Raw genomic sequence first — 15,964 nt, 5'->3', positions numbered from 1 at the left:
GATTATGTATGTCACTCAACAGAACACACATTGTTAACTGGCTCTATCGCTGCGGTGAGATTTTCACCAAAGAGAGTGATTATCTGACGGGTCTGGACAGAGAGATTGGCGACGCCGACCACGGGCTGAATATGCATCGCGGCTTCAGTAAAGTCGTCGAAAAATTACCCGCGATTGCGGATAAAGACATCGGCTTCATTCTGAAGAACACGGGGATGGTGCTGCTCTCCAGCGTCGGCGGCGCCAGCGGCCCGCTGTTCGGCACGTTCTTCATTCGCGCCGCCCAGGTGACACAGGCGCACCAGAGCCTGACGCTCGACGAGCTGTACCAGATGATGCGGGAAGGCGCGGAAGGCGTGACCAGCCGAGGTAAAGCGGAGCCTGGCGATAAAACCATGTGTGACGTCTGGGGGCCAGTTGTGGAGTCGCTGCGCCAGTCATGCGAACAGCACCTGTCGGTACAGGCGGCGCTGGATGCCGCCAGCGCCCAGGCCGAAGCGGCGGCGCAGAGCACCATCACCATGCAGGCCCGCAAAGGGCGCGCCAGCTATCTTGGCGAGCGCAGCATCGGCCATCAGGACCCGGGCGCAACCTCCGTGATGTTCATGATGCAAATGCTGGCGGCAGCGGCAAAAGAGTAAGGATAACGCGATGGTAAACCTGGTCATTGTTTCGCACAGCGCCCTGTTGGGTGAAGGCGTCGGGCAGTTAGCCCGGCAGATGTTAATCGGCGATGGTTGTAAACTCGCGATTGCAGCCGGTATCGACGACCCACAAAATCCGATTGGCACCGATCCGCTCAAGGTGATGGAAGCCATCGAATCCGTGGCTGATGCGGACCATATCCTGGTCATGATGGATATGGGCAGCGCATTATTGAGCGCCGAAACCGCCCTGGATTTGCTCGACCCGGCGATTGCGGCGAAAGTCCGCTTATGCGCGGCGCCGCTGGTAGAAGGCACGCTGGCGGCGACGGTCAGCGCGGCAATGGGCGCCGGTATTGATAAAGTCATCAATGACGCCATGAGCGCGCTGGATGCCAAGCGTGAACAACTGGGTTTACCGTCACCCACTCAAACCGGGGGCGTCGCCACAAAACCAGCATTTCAGGATAACGACGCCCACTCCATTTCTGTTGTGGTGAAAAATCCAAACGGGCTGCATGTTCGTCCGGCATCGCGCCTGGTCTCCACGTTGTCGGGGTTTCGGGCCGACATGCTACTGGAGAAAAATGGCAAATGCGTGACGCCGGACAGCCTGAATCAGATAGCGTTATTACAGGTGCGCTGCAACGATACTCTGCGCCTGATCGCCAAAGGAGAACAGGCCGACGAGGCGCTGGCGGCGTTCAAACAGCTGGCGGCGGAAAACTTTGGCGAGTCCGTGGAGGAGACGCCTGCCAGCAGCACGGAGCGTCAGCTCCCCGCGCAGGTCTCCGGCGTGGTGTTCTGCTATTCCCCCGCTGCACCGGACGTCGCAAATCCGACGACCGTCAATTTGCCGGAAGAGCAGCAGCGCCTGCAAACGGCGATTCGTCAGACGCTGGACGATCTCAACGCGCTGACCACGCTGGCGGAAGAGAAATACTCCGCCGACCTGGCGGCGATTTTTTCCGGGCATCACACGCTGCTGGATGACCCCGAGCTGTACGAGATGGCATGTGAAGTGATGCGTGATAAACCGTGTCGGGCGGAAACGGCGTGGCGCAGCGTGCTGGACGATCTCCGCGATCAGTACCGACAGCTCGACGACGCCTATTTGCAGGCCCGCTATATCGATATCGACGATATTCTCCATCGGACGCTGAGGCACCTGAGCGGAATAAACGCGCGCTTGCCGGTATTCACGCGCCCGACTATCGTGGCGGCGGAAAATATCTTCCCGTCCACCGTGTTGCAGTTCGACCCACAGACGGTTAAAGGGATCTGCCTGAGCGCAGGCAGCAATGAATCACATTCGGCAATCATCGCCCGTGAAATGGGGATCGGCTGGCTTTGTCAGCAAGGGGAAGCGGTATATGCCCTGAGCACCGGCGAGTCGATTACGCTGGATCTCGCGGCACAGCGCATTCTCTTTTCTGACTGACCTCTCTCCCATCGCGCGTCCTCTTCTGAGGGCGCGCTGTCGCATCACCGCGCTCATCCCCACGCTTCAACCGGCGATAACGGGAAATGTTTACCAGTTCCCAAAATAGCGGTTCGATCACGCGCACATGACAATCCTGGACTAAGGTTTTGTCATGGTTCATGCCGCTGACTGCGGCACGCCGTTAAGGAGAATATTGATGATAACACCTGCGCTTCGCCATTCCGGCACGCTCTCTTTCGCCATAAAACTGACCGTTGCAAGCACCCTGCTGACATTCGCGTCGCTCTCGGCGCATGCTGAGGAACAGCCGGCCAGTCCTCCGCAGCCCCCGGATATTCTGCTGGGGCCGCTGTTTAATGACGTGCAGAGCGCCAAACTGTTCCCCGATCAGAAAACGTTCGCCGATGCCGTGCCTAACAGCGATCCGCTGATGATCCTCGCGGATTACCGGATGCAACGAAACCAGTCAGGCTTCGATTTGCGTCACTTTGTTGATGTGAACTTTACGCTGCCCAAAGATGGGGAAAAATACGTTCCGCCGGAAGGACAGTCGCTGCGTGAACATATTGACGGTCTGTGGCCCGTGTTGACCCGCACAACGGAGAGCGCCGGAAAATGGGATTCGTTATTGCCGCTGCCGGAACCGTACGTGGTGCCTGGCGGACGTTTCCGGGAAGTCTATTATTGGGATAGCTATTTCACCATGCTGGGACTTGCCGAAAGCGATCACTGGGATAAGGTCGCCGATATGGTGGCGAATTTCGGCTATGAACTGGACTCCTGGGGGCATATCCCCAACGGCAACCGTACCTATTATCTGAGCCGCTCGCAGCCGCCTTTCTTCGCATTTATGGTGGAATTGCTGGCGCAGCATGAGGGCGACGACGCCCTGAAAAAATACCTGCCGCAGTTGCAAAAAGAGTATGCCTACTGGATGGAGGGCGTGGAGAATCTCCAGCCCGGCGAGCAGAATAAGCGCGTGGTGAAACTGGATGACGGCACCGTCCTGAACCGCTACTGGGATGACCGGGACACGCCGCGACCGGAATCGTGGATGGAAGATATCACCACCGCGAAAAGCAACCCGAACCGCCCGGCAACCGAGATTTATCGCGACCTGCGATCTGCCGCCGCATCGGGCTGGGATTTCAGCTCGCGCTGGATGGACGACCCGAATCAGCTAAGCACCATTCGCACCACCAGCATCGTCCCTGTCGATCTCAACGCCCTGCTGTATAAACTGGAGAAAATGCTGGCGCGCGCCAGCAAAGCGGCAGGCGATGACGCCAACGCGAACCAGTATGAAGCGCTCGCCAGCGCCCGTCAGAAAGGCATTGAAACGCACCTGTGGAACAATCAGGAAGGCTGGTATGCCGACTACGATCTGAAGAGCAAAAAGGTGCGTAACCAACTGACGGCGGCCACGCTGTTCCCGCTGTATGTCAACGCGGCGGCGAAAGATCGCGCCAGCAAAGTGGCTGCCGCGACCCAGGCGCACCTGTTGCAGCCTGGTGGACTGTCCACCACCTCGGTGAAAAGCGGGCAGCAATGGGACGCCCCCAATGGCTGGGCGCCGTTACAGTGGGTGGCGACCGAAGGGTTGCAAAATTACGGGCAGGACAACGTCGCGATGGATGTCACCTGGCGCTTCCTCACTAACGTTCAGCATACCTACGACCGCGAACAAAAACTGGTTGAGAAATATGACGTCAGCAGTACGGGAACCGGCGGCGGCGGTGGAGAATACCCTCTTCAGGATGGTTTCGGCTGGACCAACGGCGTGACGTTAAAAATGCTCGACCTGATCTGTCCAAAAGAGAAACCGTGCGACAGCGTACCGGCAACTCGCCCCGCAGCGCCAGGCGCTTCCCAGCCTGCGCCGCAAAAACAGGTTGAAACCACGCCGTAATGTAACCCGACCATCATGCTGACAAAAATCCGCGCGCCGTCGCGGATTTTTCTTCCTGGCAATGCCGCGCGTTCAGCTCTGCCCCTCCTAGCTCTTAAGGGTTACTCCCCCTTTTCATCGGTGAGAATTTGATACTGAACAAGTTTTTTAACGTTATATATGTAAACATATAGCGATTTTTTAACCATTTCAGGATGAAAACAATGCCGCTCACAAGACGGAGATTCGCTCAGGCAATGGCCTCTGCGCTGCTGTTTCGCCACCTCCCTGGCATTGCGCAGACACCGCTGACGTTTGCTATTGGCCGCCCGCCGGAAGGCAATATTATTCGCCGCGTGGTGAGCGCCGGTGCGCCCGCCGATGTGTTACTGCTGGCCGTCGCGCCGGAAAAGCTGGTGGGTTTCTCCTCTTTTGATTTCTCGCGCCAGGCGGCGATTCCCTTCCCCGAGTCCATTCAGACGTTGCCCAAACTGGGCAGGCTGGCGGGGCGCGCCAGCACGTTGTCTCTGGAAGGACTGCTGGCCCTGCATCCCGATCTGGTAGTGGATTGCGGCAACGCCGATGAAACCTGGCTCTCGCAGGCGCGCCAGGTCAGCGCTCAGACCCGGATTCCGTGGTTGCTGATTAACGGTGAACTGCGGCAAACGCCGGAACAACTGCAAGCCGCAGGACAAGCGCTGGGAATGGAGGCGCGTACTGCCGCTCAGGCGGCGCTGGCTCAGCGCTTCATTGCGCAAGCGCTCGCGTTTTCCCGCACGCCTGCTGCCGGTATTCGTTTTTATGCGGCGCGGGGCGCCCGAGGTCTGGAGACGGGATTACAGGGATCGCTGCATACGGAAGCGGCAGAGTTACTGGGATTACACAACGTAGCGCGAATCCCCGGACGAAGCGGACTGGCCCAGGTATCTATGGAAAACTTACTCACCTGGCAGCCCGACATCATTCTGGTACAGGATGCCGCCACAGCGCACTACCTGCGTCATGACCCCGTCTGGCAAGGCGTTAAGGCGGTTGCGGACAAGCGCATTCTTTTCCTGAGCGGCCTGCCATTTGGCTGGCTGGATGCGCCGCCGGGCATTAACCGTTTACTCGGGCTGCGCCGGTTGCATGCCTGGCTGGACCCGAACGTTAATCAACATTTTAAAGACGATATGGTGCGTTATGCGCGCCTGTTCTGGCATACGTCGCTGACTGACGAACAGTATCAACAGTGGGCGATCATCTGATGAGAACGACCACCCTTTCTGTCCTGATGCTGGGGATTGCCCTTCTCTGTATTGCCTTTGCCAGTGTATCGGGCGCTTATCACCTCGATGCCCGGCAGGTGCTGGCGATGATCTTCAGCCATGACACGGTGCCGACACAGGATCAAATCGTGTTCTGGCAGATCCGCCTCCCCCGCATTCTCGCCGCGCTGCTGCTGGGCGCTGCGCTGGCGGGCGCGGGCACGACGTATCAGGGGATGTTTCGCAATCCGCTGGTCTCCCCGGATATTCTCGGCGTTGCCGCCGGAGCGGGTTTAGGCGCATGTACGGCGATTTTACTGGGCCTGCCGATTTTGTTTATCCAGCTCTACGCGTTCGGCGGCGGTCTGCTGGTGGTTGCTGGCGTCTGGCTGATTACCCGCCGGGTGACGCGTCACGACCCCGTATTAACCCTTGTGCTGGTGGGTATCGCGCTCGGTACGCTGTGCGGAGCGGGAATTTCCCTGATAAAAACGCTGGCCGATCCCTATACCCAGTTGCCTTCCATCACCTTCTGGTTACTCGGCGGGCTCTCTACCATCACGCTGCATGATCTTTGCTTCTCGGCACCGCTGATTCTGTTCGGCGCCATCCCTTTGCTGCTACTGCGCTGGCGTATGAATTTACTGACGCTTTCAGATGATGAAGCCCGTTCCCTGGGCATCAACGTTACCCGCCTTCGGCTCGCGCTGATTGTCTGCGCGACGCTCATCACCGCCAGCACGGTGGCGATTGCCGGGATTATCGGCTGGATAGGCTTAGTCGTGCCGCATATCGGCAGGTTGCTCACCGGCAATAACCACCAGCAGTTGCTTCCTGTCTCAATGGGCGCTGGCGCCATTTTACTGCTGCTGACCGACACGCTCGCGCGCGCAATCAGCAGTACGGAGATTCCACTCGGTATCCTCACCGCATTTATCGGCGCCCCTTTCTTTTTGCTGCTTCTGCTGCGCGGAGGACGCCAATGACACGACTGACAGTTCGCCACGCCAACCTGGGATACGCCCGACGCCCGGTTTTGCGCGACGTCTCTTTTACCGTACCGGCGGGAGAAATTTGCTGTTTACTCGGCGCAAACGGCAGCGGCAAGACCACGCTGATGCGCACCATTCTTGGCGTTCTCCCCTTGATCAGCGGCGACATCCTGCTTGATGGCGTGGCGGTGCAGCGTTTTTCAGACCGGGAGCGCGCCAGCGCCATTGCCTGGGTGCCACAGGCGCACGACGGCGCATTCGCCTTCACCGCTCTGGATATGGTGATGATGGGGCTGACGCCGAAAATGGCGGCATTCGCCGTTCCCGGCGCCAGGGAGCGAGAAATTGCCCACCAGCAGCTCGCTGCGCTTGAAATCGTCCATCTGGCGCACCGACGCTGGAACACCCTGAGCGGCGGAGAGCGTCAACTGGTGCTGATCGCCCGCGCCCTGGCGCAACGCCCTCGCCTGCTACTGCTGGATGAACCCGCCTCCAGCCTCGACTTTGGCCACCAGATCCGCCTGCTCGACACGCTGGTGACACTGAAAAAAACGGGGATGGCGCTACTGATGTCAACCCATCATCCGCTCCATGCCAGGGCGATAGCCGACAGCGTCGTGCGCGTGGAGTCCGACGGTCAGGTATCGCAAGGCGCGCCAGAGCGCCAGCTCGCTGCCGACAATCTGGCCGCGCTTTATCGGGTCTCGCCCACACAAATCCACCGCCATCTTTTTGGCGATCAGCAATAAGGGACAGCCATGCTCATTGATGACATTGATTTTGCAGACCTCTACCGCCAGCAGCTATTGCAGGCGAAACGAACGGAAAAAACGCCCGACCATTGGGATAAACGGGCAGAGAAAATGGCAGAAAACTGCGCGTCGCCGACGGACACCTACCTGCAACAGCTGATGGAAAAAATGGATTTGCAGGGCGTGAACTCGCTGTTTGATATGGGCTGCGGCCCGGGCACCGTCTCGCTGGCGTTGGCGGGCAAAATACCGCATATCTGCGGCGTGGATTACAGCCCCGGAATGCTGCGCGTTGCCGCCCGTCGTGCGACAGAGCAACGGGCAACCCATGTTCACTGGGTGCAACGCGCCTGGGAAGAGGACTGGAGCGATCTTCCGCGCTGCGATATCGCCGTGGCCTCCCGCTCAACGCTCGTTGCGGATATGCGCCAGGCGATGACAAAACTCAACAACCAGGCGCGGCTGCGCGTCTATACCACGCACCTGGTCAGTTCCTCTTTTGTTTCCCCCACTATCCAGCGCGCGTTGGGTCGCGAGGTTATCGAGCTGCCTAACTATATTTATGCTCTCAATGTCCTGTACCAGATGGGGATCTGCGCCCATGTCGATTTTATCCGTGGGCAGAACTGCCAGCAGGACAACAGCACCTGGGAACGCTTTGCTGAGAACGTTCGCTGGAGCATGGGCGACATCAGCGATGAAGAGCGTGAGCGTCTGTACCGCTGGTATCAACAGCAGGATGCCAGCGCCCTTGCCCCGGCCAGCCGGGACTGGGCGCTGATCTGGTGGGACAGCATTCCACAAAAGGCGCTGAAATGATCTACTTCTCACACGCACAAACGGACGCATTGCTGCTGGAGGATATTCAGGGAGGCGACCTGACCACGCGCGCTCTGGGCATCGGCAATCTGCCAGGCCGCATGACCTTCCGCCATCGCCAGGGCGGCTGCGTGAGCGGCATTGCCGTGGCCAGACAAATGTTGCAGTCGCTGGGGCTGACCGTCCTGGAGCAGATGAACGACGGCGAGCGCGCCGCAGCCGGTCAACAATTGATCAGCGTCAGCGGGAATGCGGCGGCGCTGCACCAGGGCTGGAAGGCCGTACAAAACGTACTGGAGTGGAGTTGCGGCGTTTCACACTATCTCGACAGCATGCTTCACATCCTGCATAGCCGTTACCCCGACGGGCAAATAGCCTGCACGCGTAAAGCCATTCCCGGCACCCGGCTGTTAGCCGCACAGGCGGTGCTCGCCGCAGGCGGAATCATTCACCGCGCCGGGTGCGCGGAAACCGTGCTGCTGTTTGCAAATCACCGCCGCTTTCTCGCCCCCGGTAACAACTGGGCCGGGGCCATTTCGCAGTTGCGCCGTCATGCCCCGGAAAAAAAGATCGTCGTCGAAGCAGACACCCCAGAGGAAGCCCTTGAAGCGCTCCGCGCTGGCCCCGACGTTTTGCAACTCGACAAATTTACCCCACATCAGGCGGCGGAGGTGGCCCGGACGGCGCCTTCACTGGCTCCCCATTGCACGCTGGCGCTGACTGGCGGCATCAACCTCGCCACTCTGGCGAGTTATCTCGACTGTGGTATCAGGCTCTTTATTACATCCGCACCGTACTACGCACCACCGATGGATATCAACGTCATCCTGAACCCGGACGAAAGTGACATATAACATTGATAAATGGAATAAAAACAATGAAATTCACTCAGAGTTGTCTTTACACGGCATTATCGGTAGCTTTTGCGCATAATGCGTTTGCTGGGCAAGAAAGCGACACCATGACCGTCTGGTCGAGCCCCGCCTCTGCGGCGACCACCACGGTGCTTGGTCAACAAACCATGCAGGATCTGGATAAGCAGAATGTGGCGCAGGCATTAAGCGTCATCCCTGGCGTGGCGTTGCAAAAATCAGGCAACCGCAACGAACAGCAGGTCAAAGTTCGCGGTTATGACAGCCGCCAGGTTCCGATCTTTTTCGACGGCGTGCCGGTTTACATCCCTTACGACGGCAACCTCGACTTAGGGCGCTTCCTCACCTCGGACATTGCCTCCGTTGAGGTGTCCAAAGGCTACTCATCGCTGTTGCAAGGCCCTAACCAGATGGGCGGCGCGATCAACATCACCACCAAAAAACCGACAAAACCTCTCGAAGGGAGCATCGGTTATCGCCAGGGATGGAGCCGGAGCAAAGATAACGCCCACGATATGCACGCCTCGTTTGGCGCCAGTAATGAGCTGGGTTATCTGCAAGTCAGCGGTAGCCAGTTGAAGCAGGATTTCCTGGGTCTGCCGCACGGGGTGGACAACGCCATTGCAGGCAGCAACGGGAAGATGATCAACTCGTCGGCAGATGATAAACGGGGCATTGTTAAGTTGGGCTTCACGCCGCGCGAAAATGACGAGTACACCCTGACCTATATCAACCAGGACGGTGAAAAAGACAACCCGCCATACGCAGGCACCAGCAGCCAGAAGTCGCGCTACTGGCAGTGGCCGCAATACGATAAAGAGAGTTATTACTATCAGGGCACCACGCATCTGGGCGATCGCTTCACGCTGAAAAGCCGGCTTTATCGCGACACCTTTGAAAACACGCTGATGATGTACAACTCCCTTGCCGACCTGAAAAACAAGAAAGGCAGCTATAGCCACTATTCCGATTACAGCGATGGCGCAGGGTTACAACTCGCTGCCGAAATGCGTGAAAACGATCTGCTCTCATTCGCCGTTAACTGGAAAGATGACGTCCACCGTGAAAAAGGCGCGCCGCATGCGGCATACGATCGCTATGAAGATCGCACCTGGTCGTTAGCCAGCGAATACCAGTGGGCCGCCGCCGATAATGTGGATGTCGTGGCCGGTATTAGCTATGACTGGCGTGACAGTCTGGAAGGGATGAAACACGAAAAAGACGGCAGCGTAACCCACTACGACGACAACAACCAGTCGGCGTTTAACTGGCAGGTCATGACCAAATACCACTTCGCAAACGAGGACACGCTGGCGCTCTCTTACTCTGACCGGACGCGTTTCCCGACGCTCAAAGAACGGTATACCACGTCGAAACCGGCGTATAACCAGGTGGCTATCGTCAACCCGCAGTTAAAACCCGAACGCGCCCGCAGCGTGGATCTGACCTGGAACGGTTCGCTGACCCGCGACTGGGGATTCGAGGTCAGCGTGTACTATAACCGCGTGACCGACGCAATCCTGTCGCACAACATTGATGCCGATACGATCCAGAACCGCAATAGCGGCCGGGTGGATTACACCGGTCTGGATGCCGGAATCAAAGGCAATGTGTCTGAAATGCTGGATGTCGGGCTGAGCTACGGGCTGATCCACGCGGACGTCAAGCGTGATGAAATCGGTGAAATCACCGATTTGCCAACGCAGACGCTCACCGCATGGATGACGCTCAAACCGTGGGAACCGCTGAGTGTTACGCTGTCAGAAGAGGCGCGTTCCTCCAGCTACAGCAATTCAGACGGTTCACAGAAAGCGGGCGGATTTGCCATTACCCATATCCGCGCGGATTATGCGGTGGGCTACGGTTTTAGCGTCAATGCGTCCGTGAACAACCTGTTCGATACGAAGTATGCCTACAGCGAAGGGTTTATCGAGGAAGGCCGTAATTTCTGGGCCGGGGTGGAATATAAGTTCTGATTGTTCCACCGAATGAAAACGAACCCGGCCTGCGCAATTGCAGGCCGGGTTGCTATCAGAAGCTGTAGCTGGCGCCAACCTGAACGGTGCGGTCGCGACCAATCCAGCAGTTGTTGTCGTCGTAACAGCTAAACGTCTCTTTGTTGGTAATATTCTGCGCGCTGGCCTTCAGCGTCACCCCGCTCAACGATGGGATCGCCTCTCCCAGACGGTAAGAGACGGCCATATCATACTGCGTCGTGCCGCCGAGTTTGCCTTTGTCGTTAGCTGGCGAGATCTCCATCGGCCCGGTATAACGGACGCCCGCGCCAACGTTCAGCCCGCGCAGCGGCGTATTATCAAAGGTGTAATCGCCCCACAGGTTAAACGCGTTTTCCGGCACCTGAGTCGGACGTTTGCCTTCATACGTTTCATCTTCCGTGTTGATCGCATGGGTATAGGCATAGTTGGCGATCAGCGTGACGTTATCCGCCGGACGGCTGACAATCGACAGTTCGGCCCCTTTTGACTCAATCTCGCCGGTCTGACGGTAATCCCAGGTCGGTGTGGCGGAAAGCACATTTTTCTGGCGGATATTAAACACCGATGCGGTAAAGGTGGTCGCGTATTCCGCCAGCAGGTATTTCACCCCGCCCTCAACCTGCTTGCTGGTGGTCGGCTTCACCTCTTTCGAGGTCAGTGTCCCTTGCGGCGAGATCGGCTTAAAGCCTTCGGAATAGCTGATAAATGGAGAGATCCCATTTTCAAACGCGTATAACGCACCGAAACGTTTGGTGACGCGATCCTGTGAAATCCAGGTTTTATCGCCGTTTTGCAGATAGTCGGTCGTGGCGGAACGATAGTCATCGTAACGCACGCTCGCCAGCAGGTTCAGGCCGCCAAACGCAATCTGATCCTGAAGATAATAACCATTCTGCTGATAAGAGAGACGGTTATTCTGCGCAGTACTCAGCCCTAAATCGTCGGTATGAATCTGACGATAGTTCGGGTGGCGCATGTCGATCCCCGGCGTGCTGCTGGCATAGCGGTAGAAGTAATGGCTGTCGAGCTTCTGGTAATCGAAGCCTGCCAGCAGATGGTGCTGCCAGTCGCCTGACACTACCGTTTTCGTAACCTGGTTGTCGATATTAAAACTTTTCAGGTCTTCATCGGTCGTGTAGGCAAACCGGTTCAACTCCCAGACCGGATTCCCCGTATTTCCGGTGGAGTAGACGCTACGCTGGTGGGTATCCACATCAAAGTAGCGCGCTTTCTGATTGAAGCCCCAGCCGCTGTCAAACTGGTGTTCAAAGCTGTAACCCAGCATCCATTGACGCTGCTTAAAGCCGCTCCACTCATCTCCGGCAAAATCACGACGCCCCGCATACTCTGAGCGCAGATAAGAAATGGGCAGCGGGTTGGAAGGCGACAGCGACGGTGTATTCTGCGCCAGCGCATCAATCGTCAGACGCGTTTTGTTGTCCGGTTGCCAGGTAACGGACGGGGCAACCAGATAGTTTTCATAGCGGGAGGTATGCGGTTGATCATCCCCTTCCGTCGCTTTGCCGAGTAAACGGTAGTTCCAGTCGCTGTCGCTGATTTGCCCGGTTGAATCCAGATAACCCTCTTTCAGATTACGGGTGCCGGTGTTGAAGCCCACTTCCGTTTTCTGTTCCGCCTGCGGTTTTTTACTCTGGATGTTTACCAGTCCACCCGGCGAGCCATTGCCGTACAGCACCGAGGCCGGGCCTTTCAGAATATCCACGCTTTCAATCAGCAGCGGATCAATACGCGCTTTGGTATTCCCGGTCACGTTGTACGGCAGTTGCAGGCCGTTGTAATACTCCTGATCCACCGTAAAACCGCGAATCTTATATTCACTCATATAGGAGGTATTACCGCGAACTTCCGTTGACACGCCCGGCGCGTAGCGCAGAATTTCATTCACCGAGTTGGCGTGGCGTTGCTCAATCTCCTGCCTGTCGATGGTGTTGATCACCTGCGGCGTTTTGCTTTCCGGCACGGCGGATTTGGTGGCGCTGTTGGTCCAGGCCGGAAGAAGGCTCTCCTGCCCGGCGGCGGTGACCACAATGGTCGACTCTTTTGCCTCTTCAGCATAAGACGGGACAGTCAGGGCTAAGGTGATACATCCAGAGAGCGCGCGTAATGTGAAACGATGAGTTGTTTTCATGAGCAAATTATTATATGTGAAATGGAATGACAATTATTCTCATTTTTATTCACAAATCAAGCCAGCTTTCGCCGTTAATCCGGCCAGGCGTTGCTCAGGAATACAGATTGTTCTGACGTCTGTTGAATCCCCGTAAACGTGCCGGGAAGACGCCTCCCCTGACACGTTCACGACTGATAATGCGCCAGAGCGATAATGGGCATCAAGTGAACGGAAAACACGCCAGGGTAGCATGTCGCCGATTTACGCCCTCATCCCCACATCCGCTCTGTTCATTTAATTGCGCCGCAGAAGGCGAAAAACACCGAGCACAACAATCGCCCCGACGACGGCCACCAGGAAACTGTGAAGATTGAACCCGCTGATGCTGCCGCCGATACCAAACATGGTTGCCAGCCAGCCGCCGACAACCGCACCAACGATACCGAGAATACAGGTCAGTATAAAACCACCGCCATCGCGACCCGGCATAATCAGCTTAGCGATAACACCTGCAATCAGACCAAAAATAATCCAGGCAATAATTCCCATATTCAGGCCCTCTTTCCAGTGAAAGCATGCGCAAGACGTTCTTGCGCCAGTCCCTTAAGTATAGGCAAATCAACCGGCCATGCTTTTCATCCTGCGACGTTATGCGCTGGCGTTGATAAAAATTTCACCCATTTGTCTTAAGTTCCGTCATGCCATGCCGATAACCAAACGATAATCTGTCAGGCATCCAGGAGTCATTACGCGTGAGTCACTACAGTGAGCAGTTCCTGAAGCAAAACCCGTTGGCGGTATTAGGCGTACTCAAAGATTTAAACAAGAGCCAGGTGCCGCTACGCATCTCCTGGGCCGGGGGGCAGTTCATCAGTAAGATTCTGGACGTTAACGCGGAAAAACTGGTGATGGATTTCGGCAGCCAGGACTATGAAAACATCGCCGTTCAGCGCGCCAGACAGATAACCATTACCGCAGAAACGCAGGGCGCGAAAGTGGAGTTCACGCTGGATCAGCTCACCCGTGGCGAATACCAGCAGCTTCCGGCATTTATTACCGCGCTGCCGCCCGAGCTGTGGTTCGTTCAGCGCCGGGAGTATTTCCGTATTTCCGCGCCTTTACATCCCCCCTATTACTGCCAGGCGAAAATGCCGGACGACAACACGCTACGTTTTCGCTTGTTCGATCTCTCGCTGGGCGGCATGGGCGCATTGCTGGAAGCGACAAAACCCGCCGGATTAACCGAAGGCATGCGCTTTTCGCAAATTGAGCTGAACATGGGGCAATGGGGCGTTTTCCACTTTGACGCCCAGCTTATTTCCATCAGCGAACGCAGAGTGATTGACGGGAAAAATGAGACGATTACCACTCCCCGCCTGAGCTTTCGTTTTCTCAACGTCAGCCCGGCGGTGGAGCGGGAATTACAGCGGATTATTTTCTCTCTTGAACGGGAAGCGCGGGAAAAATCCAATAAGGTGCGTGAATAACCCCCGTGCGGGTTACATCGCATCCAGCGCTTGCTGGAGTTTCCAGATATAACGCGGCGCCTGTGGCGCAGGATGATTTTTGGCAACGTGCTCGAAAAACTCATCCGCGCTCAGATCGTTGATTTTCTCAATCGCTTTTTTGCGATCGGAAGAGAACGTGCGCAGCAGCGCGCCCGCGCCATTGGCATAAGAGACCACCAGCGCGTACTGCATCACCTGCGGATCGTTAATACCGGCCAGCGACCCGTGTTCCAGAATACTCAGGTACGCCGTCCCCATCGAAATATTCCGCTCCGGGTTTTTCAGTTCGCTGGTCGACGGTTCGCCGCTCCAGCCCATATGACGATAAACATCACGCCCGGACGTCGAGGCCTTCAGTTGCATTAACCCAACCGCCCCGGATTTACTGACCACCGTCGGATTACCGCCCGATTCAATCGCGATGATCGCGGTAATCAGACGCGGGCTGACGCCCCAGGCTTCCCCGGCTTTTTCACTTATCGGCATCCACTGCATTGCCCGTTTAACCGGGACTTCGGCGTTCCAGGGCGGATTCTTGTAATCCTGCTTTGAACTACAGCCCGCCAGCAATACAACCAAAAAAGCAAACCATCTCAATTTCACGTCATCTATCCTTATAGCCGGAATTCGCCGCTGCGAGTGACAACGACATGCTCAATCGGCATGATATACATTTGGTTTTAGATGTCAGCAAGGAATTGCCATGTCCCTGTTTCACTTAATCGCCCCATCGGGTTACTGCATCAATCAGCAAGCGGCTTTACGCGGCGTACAACGGCTTATCGAATCCGGCCACCAGGTGGATAACGCCGCCGTCATTGGCCGCCGTGACCAGCGTTTTGCCGGTTCAGACGCCGAGCGTCTGGCGGATGTTAACGGCCTCGCCCGCCTGACGACGCCCGATACCATTGTGATGCCGGTTCGCGGCGGTTACGGCGCCAGTCGTCTGCTGGAGAGCATTGACTGGCAGGCGCTCATCACACGGCAACAGGCGAACCCGCTGCTGATCTGCGGCCACAGCGATTTTACGGTGATTCAGTCCGCTCTGCTGGCGCTGGGCAAGGTGATAACGTTTAGCGGCCCCATGCTGGCGGCGAATTTCGGCGCGGAGGAGATGAACACCTTCACCGAGCGCCATTTCTGGCGGGCCTTGTGCAACGCGCAGTTCACGGTGGAGTGGCAAGGTAACGGCCCGACATGTGAGACGGGAGGCACGCTGTGGGGCGGCAATCTGGCCATGCTGGTCTCCCTTATCGGCACCCCGTGGATGCCCGCCATTGAAAATGGCGTACTGGTGCTGGAGGATATTAACGAGCATCCTTTCCGCGTTGAGCGAATGCTTCTGCAACTGTATCACGCGGGGATTCTGGCCCGGCAGAACGCGCTGATATTGGGCAGTTTCAGCGGTAGCGCGCCGAATGATTACGATGCCGGTTACGATCTTGACGCGGTTTACGCGTTTCTGCGTTCCCGTCTCTCCATCCCCGTCGTGACCGGTCTGGATTTTGGTCATGAGCAACGCACCGTTACGCTGCCGCTCGGCGCTCACGCGGTGCTAAAGAATGGCGAAAATGGCAGCCAACTCACACTCTCCGGCCATCCTGTCCTCAAATCATAAAAAAAGCCGTCGCCTGGGCTAAGTAAAACGCTGTTTCTGTCGTTATTATGTT

General features: G+C 57.0%; 14 protein-coding genes. 11 read left to right on the top strand and 3 right to left on the bottom strand.

Translation table 11 applies throughout. The features are described 5' to 3' along the window. Positions 1 to 8 precede the first annotated feature (8 nt). The 9 genes from dhaL (at position 9) to OGW17_RS07550 (ending at position 10,634) form a co-directional block, all read left to right on the top strand. A complete protein-coding gene (dhaL, locus tag OGW17_RS07590; protein ID WP_012132103.1) occupies positions 9 to 641 on the top strand; it encodes a dihydroxyacetone kinase subunit DhaL in 633 nt (210 codons plus the stop codon). 10 nt (positions 642 to 651) lie between these two features. Beyond that, a complete protein-coding gene (dhaM, locus tag OGW17_RS07585) occupies positions 652 to 2,085 on the top strand; it encodes a dihydroxyacetone kinase phosphoryl donor subunit DhaM (RefSeq protein WP_071258540.1) in 1,434 nt (477 codons plus the stop codon). A gap of 199 nt (positions 2,086 to 2,284) precedes the next feature. Then, positions 2,285 to 3,997, top strand: a complete 1,713-nt coding sequence (locus OGW17_RS07580; protein WP_071258542.1) for an alpha,alpha-trehalase — start codon at positions 2,285 to 2,287, stop codon at positions 3,995 to 3,997. A 203-nt stretch (positions 3,998 to 4,200) separates the two neighbouring features. Further along, positions 4,201 to 5,223 (top strand): ABC transporter substrate-binding protein, encoded by a 1,023-nt coding sequence (locus OGW17_RS07575; RefSeq protein ID WP_071258544.1) that lies wholly within the window; start codon positions 4,201 to 4,203, stop codon positions 5,221 to 5,223. A 26-nt stretch (positions 5,224 to 5,249) separates the two neighbouring features. After that, a complete protein-coding gene (locus OGW17_RS07570; RefSeq protein WP_370906253.1) occupies positions 5,250 to 6,209 on the top strand; it encodes a FecCD family ABC transporter permease in 960 nt (319 codons plus the stop codon). Continuing rightward, on the top strand, positions 6,206 to 6,964 hold the full coding sequence (locus tag OGW17_RS07565; protein WP_071258548.1) for an ABC transporter ATP-binding protein: 759 nt from the start codon (positions 6,206 to 6,208) through the stop codon (positions 6,962 to 6,964). The genes OGW17_RS07570 and OGW17_RS07565 overlap by 4 nt, the downstream gene beginning before the upstream one ends. A gap of 9 nt (positions 6,965 to 6,973) precedes the next feature. After that, positions 6,974 to 7,786 carry a class I SAM-dependent methyltransferase gene (locus tag OGW17_RS07560; RefSeq protein ID WP_012132097.1) on the top strand — a complete coding sequence of 271 codons (813 nt, stop codon included), beginning with the start codon at positions 6,974 to 6,976 and terminating at the stop codon, positions 7,784 to 7,786. After that, positions 7,783 to 8,640: a ModD protein gene (modD, locus tag OGW17_RS07555; protein ID WP_071258553.1), complete on the top strand. Its 858-nt coding sequence runs from the start codon at positions 7,783 to 7,785 to the stop codon at positions 8,638 to 8,640. Before OGW17_RS07560 ends, modD begins: the two co-directional genes overlap by 4 nt. 23 nt (positions 8,641 to 8,663) lie before the next feature. Beyond that, complete coding sequence (locus OGW17_RS07550; RefSeq protein ID WP_286452158.1) at positions 8,664 to 10,634, top strand: TonB-dependent receptor plug domain-containing protein; 1,971 nt, start codon at positions 8,664 to 8,666, stop codon at positions 10,632 to 10,634. 55 nt (positions 10,635 to 10,689) lie between these two features. On the opposite strand, the gene OGW17_RS07545 is transcribed toward OGW17_RS07550, so the two are convergent. Both OGW17_RS07545 and OGW17_RS07540 read right to left on the bottom strand, forming a co-directional pair. Further along, complete coding sequence (locus OGW17_RS07545) at positions 10,690 to 12,804, bottom strand: TonB-dependent siderophore receptor (protein ID WP_012132094.1); 2,115 nt, start codon at positions 12,802 to 12,804, stop codon at positions 10,690 to 10,692. Positions 12,805 to 13,080: 276 nt separating this feature from the next. After that, on the bottom strand, positions 13,081 to 13,335 hold the full coding sequence (locus OGW17_RS07540; RefSeq protein WP_012132092.1) for a GlsB/YeaQ/YmgE family stress response membrane protein: 255 nt from the start codon (positions 13,333 to 13,335) through the stop codon (positions 13,081 to 13,083). A 203-nt stretch (positions 13,336 to 13,538) separates the two neighbouring features. On the opposite strand from OGW17_RS07540, the gene ycgR reads away from it, so the two are divergent. After that, on the top strand, positions 13,539 to 14,273 hold the full coding sequence (gene ycgR / locus OGW17_RS07535) for a flagellar brake protein YcgR (RefSeq protein ID WP_047463290.1): 735 nt from the start codon (positions 13,539 to 13,541) through the stop codon (positions 14,271 to 14,273). A gap of 12 nt (positions 14,274 to 14,285) precedes the next feature. Here the strand turns inward: ycgR and emtA are convergent, their stop codons facing one another. Continuing rightward, positions 14,286 to 14,897: a membrane-bound lytic murein transglycosylase EmtA gene (gene emtA / locus OGW17_RS07530; RefSeq protein ID WP_012132090.1), complete on the bottom strand. Its 612-nt coding sequence runs from the start codon at positions 14,895 to 14,897 to the stop codon at positions 14,286 to 14,288. A 100-nt stretch (positions 14,898 to 14,997) separates the two neighbouring features. Here emtA and ldcA point away from each other — a divergent pair, with 100 nt between their 5' ends. Continuing rightward, positions 14,998 to 15,912 carry a muramoyltetrapeptide carboxypeptidase gene (gene ldcA / locus OGW17_RS07525; protein WP_071258556.1) on the top strand — a complete coding sequence of 305 codons (915 nt, stop codon included), beginning with the start codon at positions 14,998 to 15,000 and terminating at the stop codon, positions 15,910 to 15,912. The last annotated feature ends 52 nt before the right edge of the window (positions 15,913 to 15,964 follow it).

Source organism: Citrobacter sp. CK181 (assembly GCF_030333595.1).
Classification (GTDB): domain Bacteria; phylum Pseudomonadota; class Gammaproteobacteria; order Enterobacterales; family Enterobacteriaceae; genus Citrobacter_B; species Citrobacter_B koseri.
The sequence above is the reverse complement of the archived record's forward strand: the minus strand, read 5'-3'. Positions and strand labels throughout refer to the sequence as shown.